At 62.3% G+C, this 15050-nt stretch carries 15 protein-coding genes and 1 tRNA gene; 7 read left to right on the top strand and 9 right to left on the bottom strand.

Going from position 1 to position 15050, the window contains the following annotated elements; genetic code table 11:
- Nucleotides 1-11 precede the first annotated feature (11 nt).
- Together OF122_RS02905 and OF122_RS02900 are read right to left on the bottom strand one after the other, a co-directional pair.
- Nucleotides 12-593, bottom strand: coding sequence for a YqaA family protein (locus OF122_RS02905; RefSeq protein WP_264226350.1), 582 nt, complete (start codon nucleotides 591-593; stop codon nucleotides 12-14).
- A 154-nt stretch (nucleotides 594-747) separates the two neighbouring features.
- Nucleotides 748-1107 carry a MerR family transcriptional regulator gene (locus OF122_RS02900; RefSeq protein WP_264227743.1) on the bottom strand — a complete coding sequence of 120 codons (360 nt, stop codon included), beginning with the start codon at nucleotides 1105-1107 and terminating at the stop codon, nucleotides 748-750.
- Nucleotides 1108-1194: 87 nt separating this feature from the next.
- Between OF122_RS02900 and OF122_RS02895 the strand changes: the two genes are divergently transcribed.
- The 3 genes from OF122_RS02895 to OF122_RS02885 all read left to right on the top strand — a co-directional run bounded on the left by OF122_RS02895 (nucleotide 1195) and on the right by OF122_RS02885 (nucleotide 2276).
- Nucleotides 1195-1461: a zinc ribbon domain-containing protein gene (locus OF122_RS02895; RefSeq protein WP_264226349.1), complete on the top strand. Its 267-nt coding sequence runs from the start codon at nucleotides 1195-1197 to the stop codon at nucleotides 1459-1461.
- A gap of 2 nt (nucleotides 1462-1463) precedes the next feature.
- Nucleotides 1464-2087, top strand: a complete 624-nt coding sequence (locus OF122_RS02890; protein WP_264226348.1) for a hypothetical protein — start codon at nucleotides 1464-1466, stop codon at nucleotides 2085-2087.
- A gap of 104 nt (nucleotides 2088-2191) precedes the next feature.
- A tRNA-Leu gene (locus OF122_RS02885) sits at nucleotides 2192-2276 on the top strand.
- Between the two features lie 9 nt (nucleotides 2277-2285).
- On the opposite strand, the gene OF122_RS02880 is transcribed toward OF122_RS02885, so the two are convergent.
- The 6 genes from OF122_RS02880 to OF122_RS02855 all read right to left on the bottom strand — a co-directional run bounded on the left by OF122_RS02880 (nucleotide 2286) and on the right by OF122_RS02855 (nucleotide 9077).
- Complete coding sequence (locus OF122_RS02880) at nucleotides 2286-3002, bottom strand: FadR/GntR family transcriptional regulator (RefSeq protein ID WP_408636296.1); 717 nt, start codon at nucleotides 3000-3002, stop codon at nucleotides 2286-2288.
- Complete coding sequence (locus tag OF122_RS02875) at nucleotides 3003-4037, bottom strand: four-carbon acid sugar kinase family protein (RefSeq protein WP_264226347.1); 1035 nt, start codon at nucleotides 4035-4037, stop codon at nucleotides 3003-3005.
- On the bottom strand, nucleotides 4034-5650 hold the full coding sequence (locus OF122_RS02870) for an ABC transporter ATP-binding protein (RefSeq protein ID WP_264226346.1): 1617 nt from the start codon (nucleotides 5648-5650) through the stop codon (nucleotides 4034-4036). Before OF122_RS02870 ends, OF122_RS02875 begins: the two co-directional genes overlap by 4 nt.
- Entirely contained in the window at nucleotides 5643-6575 is a 933-nt protein-coding gene (locus tag OF122_RS02865; RefSeq protein ID WP_408636295.1) for an ABC transporter permease, read from the bottom strand. The genes OF122_RS02870 and OF122_RS02865 overlap by 8 nt, the downstream gene beginning before the upstream one ends.
- Nucleotides 6576-6580: 5 nt before the next feature.
- Complete coding sequence (locus tag OF122_RS02860; RefSeq protein WP_264226345.1) at nucleotides 6581-7495, bottom strand: ABC transporter permease; 915 nt, start codon at nucleotides 7493-7495, stop codon at nucleotides 6581-6583.
- A gap of 76 nt (nucleotides 7496-7571) precedes the next feature.
- Nucleotides 7572-9077, bottom strand: a complete 1506-nt coding sequence (locus OF122_RS02855; protein ID WP_264226344.1) for an ABC transporter substrate-binding protein — start codon at nucleotides 9075-9077, stop codon at nucleotides 7572-7574.
- A 296-nt stretch (nucleotides 9078-9373) separates the two neighbouring features.
- Between OF122_RS02855 and OF122_RS02850 the strand changes: the two genes are divergently transcribed.
- From OF122_RS02850 to OF122_RS02835, 4 genes are read left to right on the top strand one after another with little or no spacing between them, the layout of a single operon-like run.
- Nucleotides 9374-10543, top strand: coding sequence for a sialidase family protein (locus OF122_RS02850; protein ID WP_264226343.1), 1170 nt, complete (start codon nucleotides 9374-9376; stop codon nucleotides 10541-10543).
- Nucleotides 10540-11487, top strand: a complete 948-nt coding sequence (gene pdxA / locus OF122_RS02845; RefSeq protein WP_264226342.1) for a 4-hydroxythreonine-4-phosphate dehydrogenase PdxA — start codon at nucleotides 10540-10542, stop codon at nucleotides 11485-11487. The genes OF122_RS02850 and pdxA overlap by 4 nt, the downstream gene beginning before the upstream one ends.
- Complete coding sequence (locus OF122_RS02840; protein ID WP_264226341.1) at nucleotides 11487-12416, top strand: dihydrodipicolinate synthase family protein; 930 nt, start codon at nucleotides 11487-11489, stop codon at nucleotides 12414-12416. Before pdxA ends, OF122_RS02840 begins: the two co-directional genes overlap by 1 nt.
- On the top strand, nucleotides 12409-13548 hold the full coding sequence (locus OF122_RS02835; protein WP_408636294.1) for an iron-containing alcohol dehydrogenase: 1140 nt from the start codon (nucleotides 12409-12411) through the stop codon (nucleotides 13546-13548). Before OF122_RS02840 ends, OF122_RS02835 begins: the two co-directional genes overlap by 8 nt.
- On the opposite strand, the gene OF122_RS02830 is transcribed toward OF122_RS02835, so the two are convergent.
- A complete protein-coding gene (locus OF122_RS02830; RefSeq protein WP_264226340.1) occupies nucleotides 13545-14999 on the bottom strand; it encodes a CYTH and CHAD domain-containing protein in 1455 nt (484 codons plus the stop codon). The two genes, OF122_RS02835 and OF122_RS02830, sit on opposite strands and share 4 nt — an antisense overlap.
- Nucleotides 15000-15050: the final 51 nt, after the last annotated feature.

Below are 15050 nucleotides of genomic sequence, written 5' to 3'. Positions count from 1 at the left end.
AGGCGAAAATCCTAGTTCAGATACCGAATGGCGACGAAACCGCCGATCAACAGCACGGTAAAGACGATTGTGACCAGACCGAGCCGCTTTTCGATGAAATCGCGGATCGGAGGGCCGAAAAAGTACAAAAGCGTCGCCACCAGAAAGAACCGCGCGCCGCGCGAGATGATCGAGCCGATTACGAAGACCGGCAGCGACAACCCGGCAAACCCCGAAGTGATAGTGAAGACCTTGTAGGGCACCGGTGTGAACCCGGCGACAAAGACGATCAGCAGCCCGTAATCGGCAAACCACTGCTGAAGCTGCTCGAAGGCCGGCCCGTAGTGGTAAAAATCGATGATCGGTCGCGCCAGCGGCTCGAACAGGAACGCCCCGATCACATACCCGAAAATCCCCCCCAGCACTGAGGCGACCGTACAGATCGTCGCGTTCCACCAGGCCGATTTGCGGTCCGCGACCACCATGGGAATCAGCATCACATCGGGGGGCAGCGGAAAAAACGAACTTTCGGCAAAACTCACCCCGGCCAAGGCATAGGGAGCCTGTCGGCTCATGGCCATTTTCATGGCCCAGTCATAAAGGCGGCGCAGCATATATTGGTCGTCCCCAACTGGCGGGCGGGCGGGCCGGCAAGCCATGCTCCATCCGCACCAACTTTTCAATCGCGATCACGCCGGATTTACGGCGCACTCTGCGAGCACTTCGATATCTGTATCGGCAAAAGGTTCAAAAAGCGCCAAGGCTCTCTTATCGCACCGCGCGCGCCAGCGCCGTTCGGGTTGCCCTCAGAAGCGCCACAAAACGCCGCGATCGGGCGATCGAGGCTTCGATTTCCCCGATTTTCTCCGCGAGAAAGCTGTCGGCATCAAACGCTTCGAGATCGCCGGTTTCCATCACCTGAACCAGCATTTCAAGCTCGGAAATACTCATCCCGGCAGCCCGAGCCTGCGCGATCATGTCCAGCCGTTCCACGGTGTCGTCGGGGTAGTCGCGATAGCTGTTGGAAGGGTCGCTGGACGGTCGGGAGGAAATCAGTCCCCTGCGCTCATAAAACCGGATCGTATCCCGCGTCATGCCTGTTTGCTTTGCCAGGGCGCCGACTCGCATCATGACTCCAAAACCATTGACCGCACTCCATGGTTTTACTATGGTTCACACCCGACGGTGTCAAGATGGCCGATCGGGCCAAAAACAATGGAGACCGCTGTGGGACCGATTTGTCAGAGCTGCTCAATGCCCATGAGCAAGGACCCCCAAGGCGGAGGCACCAATGCCGATGGCAGTCGTTCTACTCTTTATTGTTCGCTGTGCTTTGAGGACGGGGCGTTCACCCAGCCCGGCTTTACGGTCGCGCAGATGCAGCAATATTGCATTGACCAATTGCGCAAGCAGGGCATGCCACGCGTGATGGCGTGGGCATTTACCCGATCCCTGCCGCGTCTGCAGCGCTGGCGGAGCTAGCCTTGGGCGTTCTCGATCAGCTCGCCTGTGCGTTGGACCGCAATGACGAGCAACCCAATATTGCTCTTGCCGAACAGCTCGTGGCGCAAAGGGACCACGCGGCAATCGCCACGCTGGCCGATGCGCTGCAGAATGCCGGCAAGGCCGTCGCAAATGACGCCATCAAGGTCCTTTACGAAATCGGCTACAGGGCACCCGAGCTCATCGCGCCCCACGCCGGTGCATTTCTTTCCCGCCTCGATGCCGGCGCCAATCGTCAAGTCTGGGGCGCTTTGAAAGCCCTCGAAACCCTGGCACCGCTCGAACCGCGATTGCTGAGCGAACATCTCGATACCATACTGGCCGCCGCTGACGCCGGGTCGGTCATTGCCAAAGACGCAACGATGGGGATTCTCGCGGGGCTGGCCCGTTCCGGCCAGTACAAAAAAGCGGCCCCGATCATGCTCGATCGGATCGAAACGGCCCCAGTCAATCAATTGCCCGCCTATGCCGAGATTGCAGCCTCGGTCGTTGCCGGCCCCGAACGCGCGCGGCTTCTTGCCATCCTTGAGAGGCGGGTGACATCTGTCGCCCAGCCGGCAAAGCAAAAGCGCATCGCCAAGGTAGTCCGATCCCTCTCGCGCTGATCGGTCCTCACCGGCAACAAAATCACCATCACGTTCAAAAAGGGCGCATCAGGGCAATTGACGCCGCGTCCTGTTTGCCTATAGTCCGCCGCGACAAATCTGCTGCGGGTGTGGTGGAATTGGTAGACGCGCTGGACTCAAAATCCAGTTCCGAAAGGAGTGCCGGTTCGATTCCGGCCACCCGCACCACGATTTGATCTAGCTTCCCTGCGTATCGCGCGGGGCAAACAACCGGTTCCGTGATCCCGTTATATGCTGGCGCATCAACGCTCGCGCCCCTGCCGCATCCTGATTGAGGATCGCCTGGTAAATGGCGGTATGCTCGGTAAACACATGCTGCAATCCGTCATGGGTGCTTTTCAGCGACAGCCCGTGAAATCGCATGCCAACCGCGATGTGGTCCTCGAGCGCCTGCATCGCCGTGGCAAAATAGGGATTGCCCGAAGCCTGAGCGATCGACAGATGGAACATGAAATCGGCATCGGCGCGGTGCGCCTGTCGGTTCGTGGCGTCGCGCAGCAGCGCCAGCGCTGTCTTGATCTTGACCAGCGCCTCATCCGACCGTCGCGCCGCGGCCATGGCCGCCGCTTCAGGCTCGATCGTGAGGCGAAAATCATAGCAGTGCTCCAGATCCGACAGATTTTCCATCTGCCCGAATCCCAGAGGTTCCTTGATCCCCTGCTCGCGCACAAAAGAGCCCGCCCCGCGCCGCGAATAGATCAGCCCCTGATCGCGAAGCCGTTGCAGCGCGTCACGGACAACGGGGCGCGACACCTGGAACTCGGCAGCCAGCGCGTGCTCGGTCGGCAGGCGTTCATCGACGCCATAGGCGCCAGATTTGATTGCCTTCTGGATGCGGTCGAACACAGCGTCTGAAAGACTGCGCCGCACATTGAGACCATCCGACATCGACATCTAAGACCTACCCCGCGCCTGAATGCCCCTGTTCACAATCCTGACCAAGGCATCGGGCTCTCCAAATCCCCCGGACTTCGTGATTAGCTTGAACCCTAAAGTCTGGGCAATAGGCAAGCCAGCCAGCACCTCGCCGAGCACCTCGATCATCCCGATCCCCAAATGCTCGAGCACCGCCTGTGCCGTCGCGCCGCCCGAAAGCACCACAAGGGTGTCATCGAGCGGTCCCGCACTCGCAAGCCCCTCGGCCAGCCGCCGCGCCACATCCGCCGGATCGTCGGACTGCTGCCCCTGCGTGGCATGAAAAATGATGACATCGCTCCCGGCTCCCGATCCATCAACAACCGCCCCGCCCGGCGCCGCGACATAGGCCGCCTCCGGACACGCCTGGCGCAACCGCCCGATCTGATCCAGCGTGATCGGATCGCGCGATCCGAGAACGAAAATCACGCGCCTGGCGGAGATATCGGGAACTGGCTGAACGCGTTCTCCCCCCATCCGCCCGGCCATCGCTTCGGCCAGCGCCCGCGCCCCCACCGCAAGGTCGTCCGGCGCAACCTCGAGCGCCGCCTCGATGTCAGCCCGATCCGACACGTCGGGCACGAACGCCCTTTGTGCATGCCGACCCAGCCTTTCACGCACATCGATTGGCGTATCCACGCCAAATCCGCCCAGCCTGCCGGCCTTCACCCAGCGGCCGAATTCGGGGATGGCCGGGACGACCAGCGCGCGCTCAAAGCCAATCATATCGAGCTCGGCCGCAACATTTCCCTTGAGGCGGGAATCGATTTTCTTGAACAGTCCCACCGTTTCGGGCAGCCCCTCAAGCACCGCGCCCATGCGACTCCTCGCCGTATCGGGATCGACCTCCCGGCTGTCGGTTGAAACACCGACCACCGATGCGCCCGCCGCAAGCGCCTCGGGCAACCCGTGGGGTGAGAGCGCGACCACGGTCTTGAGCCCCCGCATGGCAAACGGTGCTGCCGCATCGAGCGCCCCGGTCAGATCATCGGCGATAATCGCCAGATCGGTCATTGCGTTGCGGCGCCGGCCAGCCGCCGCTGCGCCTGAACATCGGGGTCGGGATCGAGATTGGCGGCCAAAAGCCGCTGCGTATAGGGATGCCGGGGCGCCGAAAAAATCGCCTCGGTCGGCCCACGCTCGACGATCTCGCCCGCTTTCATCACCACGACTGTATCGGCAAAATCGCGCACCACACCAAGGTCGTGAGCGATAAACAGATACGAAATGCCCAGCCGCTCCCGCAGGTCGTCTAGCAGCGCCATCACTTGTGCCTGCACCGAAACGTCGAGCGCGGAAACCGCCTCGTCGCAGATGATAAGGTCCGGTTCCAGCGCCAGGGCCCGCGCAATGGCGATGCGCTGGCGTTGCCCGCCCGAAAACTGATGCGGATAGCGCGATGCGTGTTCAGCCAGCAGCCCGACCTGTTCGAGCAGTTCGGCAACCCGCTGGCGCCTTGCCCTGCGGTCGGGTATCAACCTGTGAATGTCCCAGCCCTCAGAGATCAGCTGATAGACGGACATGCGCGGATTGAGCGATTGGGTGGGGTCCTGAAACACCATCTGGATTTCGCGCCGCACCGCAAGAAGGTCGCGCGCCGGCATGGTGACCAGATCGCGCCCCTTCCAGAGCGCCTTGCCGCTGTCGGGCTTTTCGAGCCGCAACAGAGTCCGCGCCAGCGTCGATTTGCCCGATCCGCTCTCCCCGACCACGGCCAGGCTCTGGCCGCGCGCCAGCGTGAGCGATACGCCCTTGAGCGCGGTGAATTCGCCATAGGTTTTCACGAATTCGGAAATTTCCAGCAGCGCCGGCGCATCGGCTTGGAGCGTCTTGATCGCGCCCTTGCCCGGCGCCGCCCCGATCAGCTTTTTGGTGTAGGGATGCTGGGGGTTGTGATAGACCTCGCGGGCCGTGCCGCGCTCGGCGATTTCGCCCTGGCTCATCACCACGACCCGGTCGGCGATCTCCGCCACCACGCCCAGATCGTGGGTAATCAGCACCAGCCCCATGCCTGTTTCCGCCTGCAATTCCTTGAGCAGCGCCAGCACCTCGGCCTGGATTGTCACGTCCAGCGCTGTGGTCGGCTCATCGGCGATCAGGATGTCAGGCTTGAGCATCAGCGCCATGGCGATCATCAGCCTCTGGCGCTGGCCGCCCGAAAACTGGTGCGGATATTTCTTCAGCGCCTTTTCGGGCTCGGGTATCCCCACCCGCGTCACCAGCTCCAGCGCCCTTGCCCGGGCCCTATCGAGTGGGCGACCATGCGCTGTCATCATCTCGACGATCTGCCAGCCCACCGTATAGACCGGATTAAGATGGCCCAGCGGATCCTGGAAGATCATGGCGATCCGCTTGCCGTTGAGCGCGCGGTGCTCCTCATAGCTGACCTTGAGCAGATCCTTGCCCTCGAACAGGATTTCCCCGCTGGTTATTTCCGCTGGCGGGGTATCGAGCAAATTCATCACCGCCGAGGCGGAGACCGATTTGCCCGATCCGCTTTCGCCAAGAATGGCCAGGGTCTCGCCCTTGTTGACCGACCAGGACACATTGCGCACCGCATGCACGGTGCCGCGGACCGTGTGAAAGTCGACCGAAAGGTCACGAACGGTAAGCAGGGCATCAGTCATTGGCGGACTTCCGGCTTTCGAGGCGCCAGCGCTGCGCGGGATCGAGCGCCACGCGCATCCAGTTGGACAGCAGGTTCAGTGACAGCGCCGTCAGGACGATCATCAGGCCGGGCCAGAACGAAAGCCACCAGGCGGTATTGAGATAGGGCCGCCCCTGACTGACCATCAGGCCCCAGGTGATATTGGGCGGCTGGATGCCGATACCCAGAAACGACAGTGAGGATTCGGCCAGCATCACGAAGGCGAAATCAAGCGTGGCAATGGTCACCAGCGTCGGCGCGATCACCGGCAGGATATGGCGCAGCACGATCCGGATGTTGGACGCCCCCATCACCACCGCCGCCTGGACGAACATGCGCTCGCGCACTTCGAGCACCTCGGCGCGCGTCGTTCGCAGATAGATCGGAATGCGGGTAATCGCCAGCACCAGGATCATGTTGGGGATCGACGGCCCCAGAACGTAAAGCACCACCACGGCCAACAGCAGAGAGGGGAAACTCATGATGACGTCGGCCAGCCGCATGATGAGCTGGGAGACGTTCTTTCCCATATAGCCGGCAATCAGCCCGAACAGCGCCCCGACACTGAGCGCCAGCGCCACGGCTCCGGCAGCGACCAGCATTGTGCTTTGCGCCGCGACAACCAGCCGGGCCAGCATGGGGCGCCCCAGCGAATCTCCTCCCAGAACGAAGATCCAGCCACGCGTCAGGTCGAAAGGCGGGCTGTTGCGCCCCCGCAGATTCTGCGAGGTCGCAAGATCGCCCAGCAGCGCCGGCCCGATGATCGCGCACACGATGACCACGAGCAGAAACAATGCGGAAACCAGTGCGAACTTGTCGCGCCAGACCATCGAAATCAGTGCCCTCGCCCCGCTTCTTGGCTCTTCGGGAATGGATTTTGAAGCTGTGATATCGGTCACGGACATCCCTCCTATTGCCGGATGCGCGGATCGAGCACCGAATAGGCGATGTCGATCAGGATGTTCATGATGAAAATGGCAATCGCGGTCACAAGGATCGCGGCCATCACCACGTTGAAATCGCGCTGCAGGATCGAATCGATCATCAGCTTGCCGATTCCGGGAAACCCGAAGATCGTTTCGACGATCACGGCGCCATTGAGCAGCGCGGCGGCCTGATCCCCGATCACCGTGATCACCGGCAGCATGGCGTTGCGCAGCGTGTGCACGAAAATGAGCGGCCGGTTCTTGACGCCCTTGGCCCGCGCCGTCTTCACATAGGGCGCCGATAGCGCCTGCAGCATGGACCCGCGCACCACCTGCACGATCAGCCCGAACGGGCGGATGAACAGCACGGCGACCGGCATGATCCAGTGCCAGGGCGTCCCCACCCCCGACGTGGGCAGCCACGCCAGGTTGATCGCAAACAGCACGATGGCGACAATGGCGATCCAGAAATCGGGAGCCGACGCCCCGATCAGCGAAACCACCGAAATCCCGCGATCGATGAGCCCGCCGACATTGAACGCGGCAATCGAGCCCAAAACGATGGCGGCGACAATCACCAGCGTCATGGTGATCAGCGCCAGCGGCAGGGTCCAGGCATAGGCTTCGATCACCACATCGATGGCCGGACGGGCCCGTCGCAGCGATTCCCCGAAATCGAGATGGATCAGATCCCAGACATAGAGCCCGAACTGTTCGATGATGGGACGATCCAGCCCGTTAAGCGCCCGGAACTGCTGCTTCATCTCCTCGGTCGCATCGATCGGCAGGAACAGCGCCGCCGGATCACCCGTCAGTCGCGAGAGAAAAAACACGAGCACCATCAGGACGATGAGCGACAGCAGACTGGCGATCGCTCTCTGGCCGATCAGTTTCATCATTGCGGTTCACCAATCGATTTTAGAAAAAGGGCGGCGCGGGAGATGATCCCGCGCCGCCCGACACAATGTCCAGCCTCTAGTTGAAGCCGATTTGCGACAGCTGCAATTGCTGGTTGGTGGCAATCGAGGGCATGAAGTCCAGCCGCTCGCTGACCCGGCTATGGCCGACCATGTGGAACAGCAGCACATCGGCCACCACTTCGTCCTGCACATAGGCGAACAGTTCAGACCAGAGCGCTTCGCGTTCTTCGCCGGTCGCCGCAGTTGCGCGCTCGATCAAATCGTCGGCATGCGGATCGGCAATGCCCGACTGCGTCCCATCGCTGTGGTACTTGAAGTACATCGAAAACACCGGATCGCCGCGACCATTGTCGTGCTGGGCCAGGATCAGCCGCGTGCCTTCGCTCTCGGGATAGGGCTTGGAGTAGAACTGCTCGTGCTCAGCCACTTCCACCATGCGCAGCGATGCGTTGAACCCCACTTCGGTCAGCATCTGGGTCAGCGCCTCGGTGACTTCGGTCACATTGGGGAAGTTTTCCGTGCGGGCGATGATTTCGATGGGCAGGCTCACATCCACGCCATCCGCTTCGGCCTCGGCCAGCAATTGCCGTGCGAGGTCGGGATCATAGGCGGGCGGGGTGAGATCGCCATTCCAGCCCAGGGTCGTCGGCGGCACTATCGCTACGGCAAGATCGGTTCCTTCCGACAACAGCGTGCCAATGAACGCCTCGCGGTCGATCGCCGCATTGAGCGCCTGACGCACGCGGATGTCGTTGGTCGGCGCGTCGGAGCTGTCGATGCGCAGATAAACGGTTTCCGAGTTGGGATAGGAAAAATCGGTCGCCGGGTTGGTGGCTTCAAGCTCGGTGATCTGCGGAGCGATATCGGCTTCCCCGGTTTCCACCATTGCGGCGCGGACCGCGGGCTCGGACCGGAACACATAGCGCGCCGAAGTCACTTCCGGCATCTCGCCCCAGTAATCATCGCGGCGCTCGAGCAGGATATGCTGTCCCGCCTGCCATTCGGTCAGGGCATAAGGACCGGTGCCAACAGGCTCGCGCACGAATTCCATCGGCGTTTCCGAGGGAACGATGGTCACCAGCGTCATGAGCAGCGGCAGGATCGGCTGAGCCGGATCAGCCGTCACGTCGACTGTCAGATCGTCGACGACGTCAAATGTCAGCTCCGTATCGGCGAAATAGCGGGCGCTCTCGCAGGTGATCTGATCGGAGAAAACCCGATCGAACGAGTGCTTGACGTCCTCGGCGTCGAAAGCCGAGCCGTCCGAAAAGGTCACGCCGGGACGCAGATTGAAGCGCCACACGCCATCGCCCATGTCTTCCCAGCTCTCGGCGAGACGCGGCATCAGCCCCTCGTCGCCGCGAACGTCGAGTTCGGTCAGCGTTTCGCTCACATTCTGCATGATGACGCGCCCGATATTGGAGCGGGTGGCCATGCACGGTTCGACGAGATCGAGTTCTTCGCTCAGAACCACCGTAATGTCGGTATTGTCCTGGGCCAGGGCCGGGCTTGTCGCAACAGACGCAACAAGCGCGCCGGCAATCAGATATCTCAGGGTCAAGGCTTCCTCCCTTGGCAGCTTCATCGAGCGGCTGACCGGCGCTGCCGGGCGCTCAGCCGCAATTTTTTGGACCTTTCCGTACCGAAAGGACCGGCCGCCACTATTCACAGCCCGCACCAATTTGTCAAACGCAAATCCATATTGTCATATTTGCTCACGCATATCGTTGATATAAATCTCTGTTCTTATTACCTATTTTGCAAATCTGCAAAAATATCTTACAACTTTTTATAGCTGGATAACTTGACAACTTTATTGCGGCAGTGGAGGTATGACGGGAAAAACAAGGAGGAGCCATGTCTCCCGACGACATCGCCAGGAACATGACAGGACAGCTCTCGGATCGCCCTGATGGCGGCCGGCAAGCCCTTCTGCCCTCGCCAATGGTACAGAACCATGCAGCCTTCATCGAGCGCTTCGAAGACGGGACGCTGGCCTGCCTGTGGTTTGGCGGGACGCTCGAGGGCAAATCAGACATTTCGATCTTTGCGAGCACGCTCGCCCCAGGGTCGGACACATGGAGCGCACCGGTCCGGCTGTCGGACGATCCGAACCGTTCCGAGCAGAACCCGGTGCTCGCCCATAACGGGCACCATTGGCAGCTCTTCCATACGGCTCAGCCCGCCGGCAATCAGGACGAATGCCTGCTGCGGGCCCGGAACATCACCTTGACCGACGGCATCCTCACGGCCGGTGAGCCGCGCACCATCGATCTGCCGCTCGGCAGCTTCATCCGTGCCCGTTTCGTTCGCCGCGCCGATGGCGCATGGATGATGCCGGTCTTCCGCTGCATTCCCCGCCCCGGTCAGCGCTGGAACGGCAGCCACGATACCGCCGCCGTCGCCACGAGCCACGACGATGGAAACACATGGACGCTCGAGGAGGTCCCCGGCTCCATCGGCTCGGTTCACATGACCATAGTGCCACTCGACGGAAACGAGATGGTCGCCTTCTATCGCCGCCGCCAGTCCGATTTCGTGCACCGCTCGGAAAGCCAGGATGGCGGACACACCTGGTCCGAACCGCGCCCCACCGACGTGCCCAACAACAATTCATCGATCAACGTCATCCGCCTCGCCGACGGCCGGCTGGCCATGGTCTGCAACCCGGCGTCCGCAGCCACCTCGCCCGACCGCCGGACCTCCCTTTATGACGAGATCGAAGAAGGCGACGACCGCCCAGACGCGACCGGCGGTTGCGCTCCGGTCTGGGGCGTGCCGCGCGCGCCACTCAGCCTTTGCATTTCGACCGATGGCGGCAAGACCTTTCCCCTCCGCCGCGTCATCGATGACAGCGCCGGAACCTGCCTCTCGAACAATTCCGAGGACGGGCGCAACAAGGAATTGTCCTACCCTTATCTTCTCGAAGGCGAGGACGGTGATTTGCACGTGGCCTACACCTATTTCCGCAGGGCCATCAAATATGTCCACCTGCCCAAGGGCTGGATCGACGGAGAAACAGCGTGAGCGCCATCATCGGCATTACAATGGGCGACCCCGCCGGCGTCGGCCCCGAGATCACGGTGCGCGCCGTGGCCGAAATGGATGATGCCGGGCGTGAACGCACCCGCATCTACGGCCATCGCGCCACCCTCGAAGCCGCGGCCCGCGCCACCGGCGTCAGCCTCGATCTAGATGCACTGGTCATCGATTTCGAAATTGAAGGCGGCGCCCTCCCCTGGGGCAAGCTCGACGCCCGCGCCGGCGATGCCGCCTACCGCTTTATCGCGGGGGCCGTCACCGACGCCCTTGACGATGCCATCGGCTGCATCGTCACCGCACCGATCAACAAGGAGGCCCTCAATCTCGCGGGCCACCATTATGACGGCCACACCGGAATGCTCGCCGCGCTGACGGGGCAAAAATCGGCCTTCATGCTGCTGGCGTCCGAGCGGCTGAAAGTCATCCACGTCTCGACCCACGTCTCGCTCAAGACCGCTATCGACCGCGCCACCCCCGCCCGCATTCTCGACACCATCCGCGCCGGCAACGATCATCTCAAGCGCATCGGATACGAAAAGCCCCGCATCGCCGTTGCCGGGATCAATCCCCATTGCGGCGAAAGCGGCCTGTTCGGCACCGAGGATGACCAACAGATTGTCCCCGCCGTCGACATGGCTCGCGCCGAAGGGATCGACGTCACCGGCCCCATTTCCGCCGACACCGTCTATCACCGGGCCTATAATGGCGCTTTCGATCTGGTGGTCGCCCAATATCACGACCAGGGCCACATCCCCATCAAGCTCGTTGCCTTCGATACCGCGGTCAATGTCTCGCTCGGCCTGCCCATCGACCGCACCTCGGTCGATCACGGCACGGCCTTCGACATTGCCGGCACCGGCAAGGCCAACCACACCAACATGAATGCCGCCATCGCCTATGCGCGCCGGCTGGCTGCCGGGAGCAAATGATGAACCCCGCCCGCAATCTTCCCATAAGCGGCGTCTATTGCGCCGCCGCAACCCCGGTCCTTGCCTCTGGCGAACCCAACCACGCGGCCTTTGCGATCCACGCCAAATCGCTGCTCGAAGAAGGCTGCGACGGCATCGCGCTTCTGGGCACCACGGGCGAGGCCAATTCTTTTTCCATTGCCCAGCGCCAGGCTTTGCTCGAGCATGTCATCGCTTCGGGCATCGACCCCAAACGCCTGATGCCCGGCACCTCCCAGACCAATGTCGCCGATAGCGTCGCCCTCATCCGGCACGCGGTCGAAGCGGGCGTTGCCGCAACGGTCGTCCTGCCGCCCTTCTATTACAAGGGCGTCACCGACGAGGGCCTGTTCCGATTCTATGCCGAGCTGATCGAGGGCGTGGCGAGCAACGATCTGCGCATCGTTCTCTATCATATCCCGCCCATCGCTCAGGTCGGGCTTTCGCTCGAGCTCGTGGGCCGGCTGCTCGAAAGCTTCCCCGGCACGGTGATCGGCATCAAGGACAGCTCGGGCAAACTCGAAAGCATGCAGGCCTTCGCCAATGCCTTTGAAAACTTCTCGGTTTTTGCGGGCGCCGATCCCTTCATGCTCCCGCTGCTGCGTTCGGGCGGCGCCGGCTGCATCACTTCGAGCTCGAACCTGATCGCCAACCATTTGCGGGTGGTCTTTGACAATTGGCACGACGCGACGCGCGCCGCCGAAGTCGATCACGCCCAGTCCCGTATCGAGGCCTGGCGCAATCTCTCCAACGCTTATGTTCAGCTCCCCACCGTCAAGGCCATGCTGGCCCGCCGCCGCAACCATGAGGGCTGGACGCGCGTCCGCCCGCCCCTCGTCCCGCTGGACGAGGCCCAGTGCAACGACGTCTGGGCGCAGATGGCCGCGCTCGAGGAGCAGGACAATGGCTGAACCGATGCTCTCGATGGCCCGCCCCATAACGCTCGCCCAGCCCAGGCGCCTTGAAATCGGCGCCGGTGCATTGTCCCGGCTGCAAGATTTCGTCAACGGCTTTTCCCGTGTCTTCGTCGTCGCCATGGCGCCCACCGCACCGTTCGTTGACCGCATCGGCATCAAATCTTCGGTCCATGTCCATCTCGACCTGCCCCCCGAGCCAGACCTGCCCGCGGTCGAGGCCGTGCTTGCCGAGGCCCGCCAGTTCCGCCCCGATCTCGTGATCGGGCTGGGCGGCGGCTCGGTCATGGATGTTGCCAAGCTTGTCGCCGTCCTCTGGGATGCCGAACAATCGGTCCCCGAGGTGGTCGGCGCGGGCAAGATCAATGGACGCCGCACCGCGCTGGTTCAGGTTCCCACCACATCGGGCACCGGCTCGGAAGCCGGAACGCGCGCGCTGGTGACCGACCCCGAAACCCTCGCCAAGCTGGCCGTCGAAAGCGAGCACATGCTTGCCGACATCGCCATTCTTGATCCTGAGCTGACCCATTCGGTGCCATCTGCCGTCACCGCGGCAACCGGCGTCGATGCCCTGGCCCATTGCGTCGAGGCCTTCACCAATATCAAGGCGCACCCCCTGATCGATGGCTATGCCCGCTTGGGGATCGAACTGGTCGGACGCTATCTGCCCCGCGCCGTCGCCGATGGCACCGACACAGAGGCCCGCGCCGGCATGATGCTGGCCTCATACTATGGCGGGGTTTGCCTCGGTCCGGTCAACACAGCCAGCGGTCACGCGCTCGCCTACCCGCTCGGCACCCGCCTCAAACTCCCCCACGGGCTGGCCAATGCCATCATCTTCCCCCATGTTCTGGCCTTCAACGCCTCATTTTGCACCGAAAAAACCGGCGAAATCCTCTCGCTGCTCAACCTTGGCGCCGATACCAGTGCGGCCGGCGTTCTCCAGTCAGCCCATGGCTTTTGCAAACAGCTCGGCGTCGAAATGGATCTCTCCCGCCACGGCGCATTGCCCGATGCCCTGCCTGCCTGGGCCAGTGAAGCCCACGCCATTCGCCGCCTCATGGACAACAATCCCCGCCCCATGAGCGTGGAGGACGTTCTGGGCATCTACCGGGCGGCAATGGGCTAGCGCCAGAACGGTTTGAGACCAATCAGGCCGTCACGAGCCGTTTCCGCTTTCTCGAGCGTATCGGTCGTGTCGGCTCCCGAAAGCACACCGTCGGCGCCTTCGGTGTCGCCCAGCCCATTCTTTGCCAAAAGACCCGGCGCCGCCGCAACATCGTTGAGCGTGCCCAACTGATCCTGGATCGCCTGCAGTCCATCGATGAACCGGCCATGACGTTTGGCGGCTTTCTTGCCGGTATAGAGCCCGGCAAAAAATTCGCTGCCATAGCGCAACCGCTTGGCCAGCTTGCGCGCCTCGTGCCGGTCCTCTTCGCCCAGTCCAGCGAGCCCCTTGCTGCTGTTTTTGAATTTCCGAAACGATTTTTCCAACGCATCGGCGGCAAATTCCCCGACCGAAATTTCGCCATCCGCATGCTGGGCGGCGCTGCGCCACGGCCCCACCGCCACCCATTCAGCCAGATCGATCATCAGCACCCGCGCCCGTGCCGACGCCAGGATTTCCTCGAGCGTGTCATGGGCCTCCTCGCGCAGGCGGGCCACCGCGATGCGCAATTGATTGGAGCGGGCCCGGCCGAAAAGGACGTCGAAATCGCGCACATCGCCCAATTCTCCCGCCAGCCATTTCAGCTCGTCCCGGAAATAGGCATATCGGTCATCATCAACCACCGGCTTGAACAGCGCAAGAGCCGAACGCAGCCGGCGCAGCCCCACCCGCACCTGATGCAGCGCCTCGGGCGAACGGCGCCGAAGCACGATATCCTCGTTGAGCCTGTATTGCCGCATGCACGCAGCCGCAATCGCGGCAAAGCCCTCCTGCACGCCCTGGCCGGCCGAAAGGGGTATGAATTCAGCCTTTGCGCTTTCCGCCGCCGCATCGAGCAGGCGATACCCCCGCTCCGATTTAGTCATCACTTCAAGCCGCAGGCTGACCAGCGCGTCGAGCTCGCGCGCCAACGCAAAAAGCGCATGCGGTTCGCCCGATTTGAGTTCGAGTTCGATTTCGCAGAATTCGGTCCTACGGTCGTCGGCAACCACAACACCCGTATCGAGCGCCAATTCGATAATGCTGCTCCCGCGCGCGATATCGATGCCCCTCCGCACCACCTCGAGAGAAAAAAGCGGCGCCAACGCATCAAGTGTCTGCGGCGGCAGGCCGGCCAACGGTGTGTCCGATCCCAGTTCGGGCCACTCGGACGCCACCTCCTTTTCCCACTCCTCGCGCGCGAAAAGCCCCGCCGCTCTGCCCTGCGCCGCCTTCACGGTCTGGACGTATCGCGCTCCGTCATATCGCGTCCTCAGCGACAATCCCGCCATGGCCAGCGAGCGCCCTGTCGTATCGAAATAGACCGAGTGCAGGTCCCGCCGGCTCATCTCTCCTTGCGCCTCGCCCCATTGAAGCGCCAGCCCCACGGCCTCGGGGGCAACCTGCAGTTTGAGTTCGATTTCCTTGCCCATCGCAATTTCCATCGGATCGGGAAAGGCCCATTCCGAACATGAAATGCATTT

The sequence above is a fragment of the Pelagibacterium flavum genome, assembly GCF_025854335.1.
In the GTDB taxonomy this organism is placed as follows: domain Bacteria; phylum Pseudomonadota; class Alphaproteobacteria; order Rhizobiales; family Devosiaceae; genus Pelagibacterium; species Pelagibacterium flavum.
This window is presented reverse-complemented; position numbering and strand designations above follow the sequence as displayed.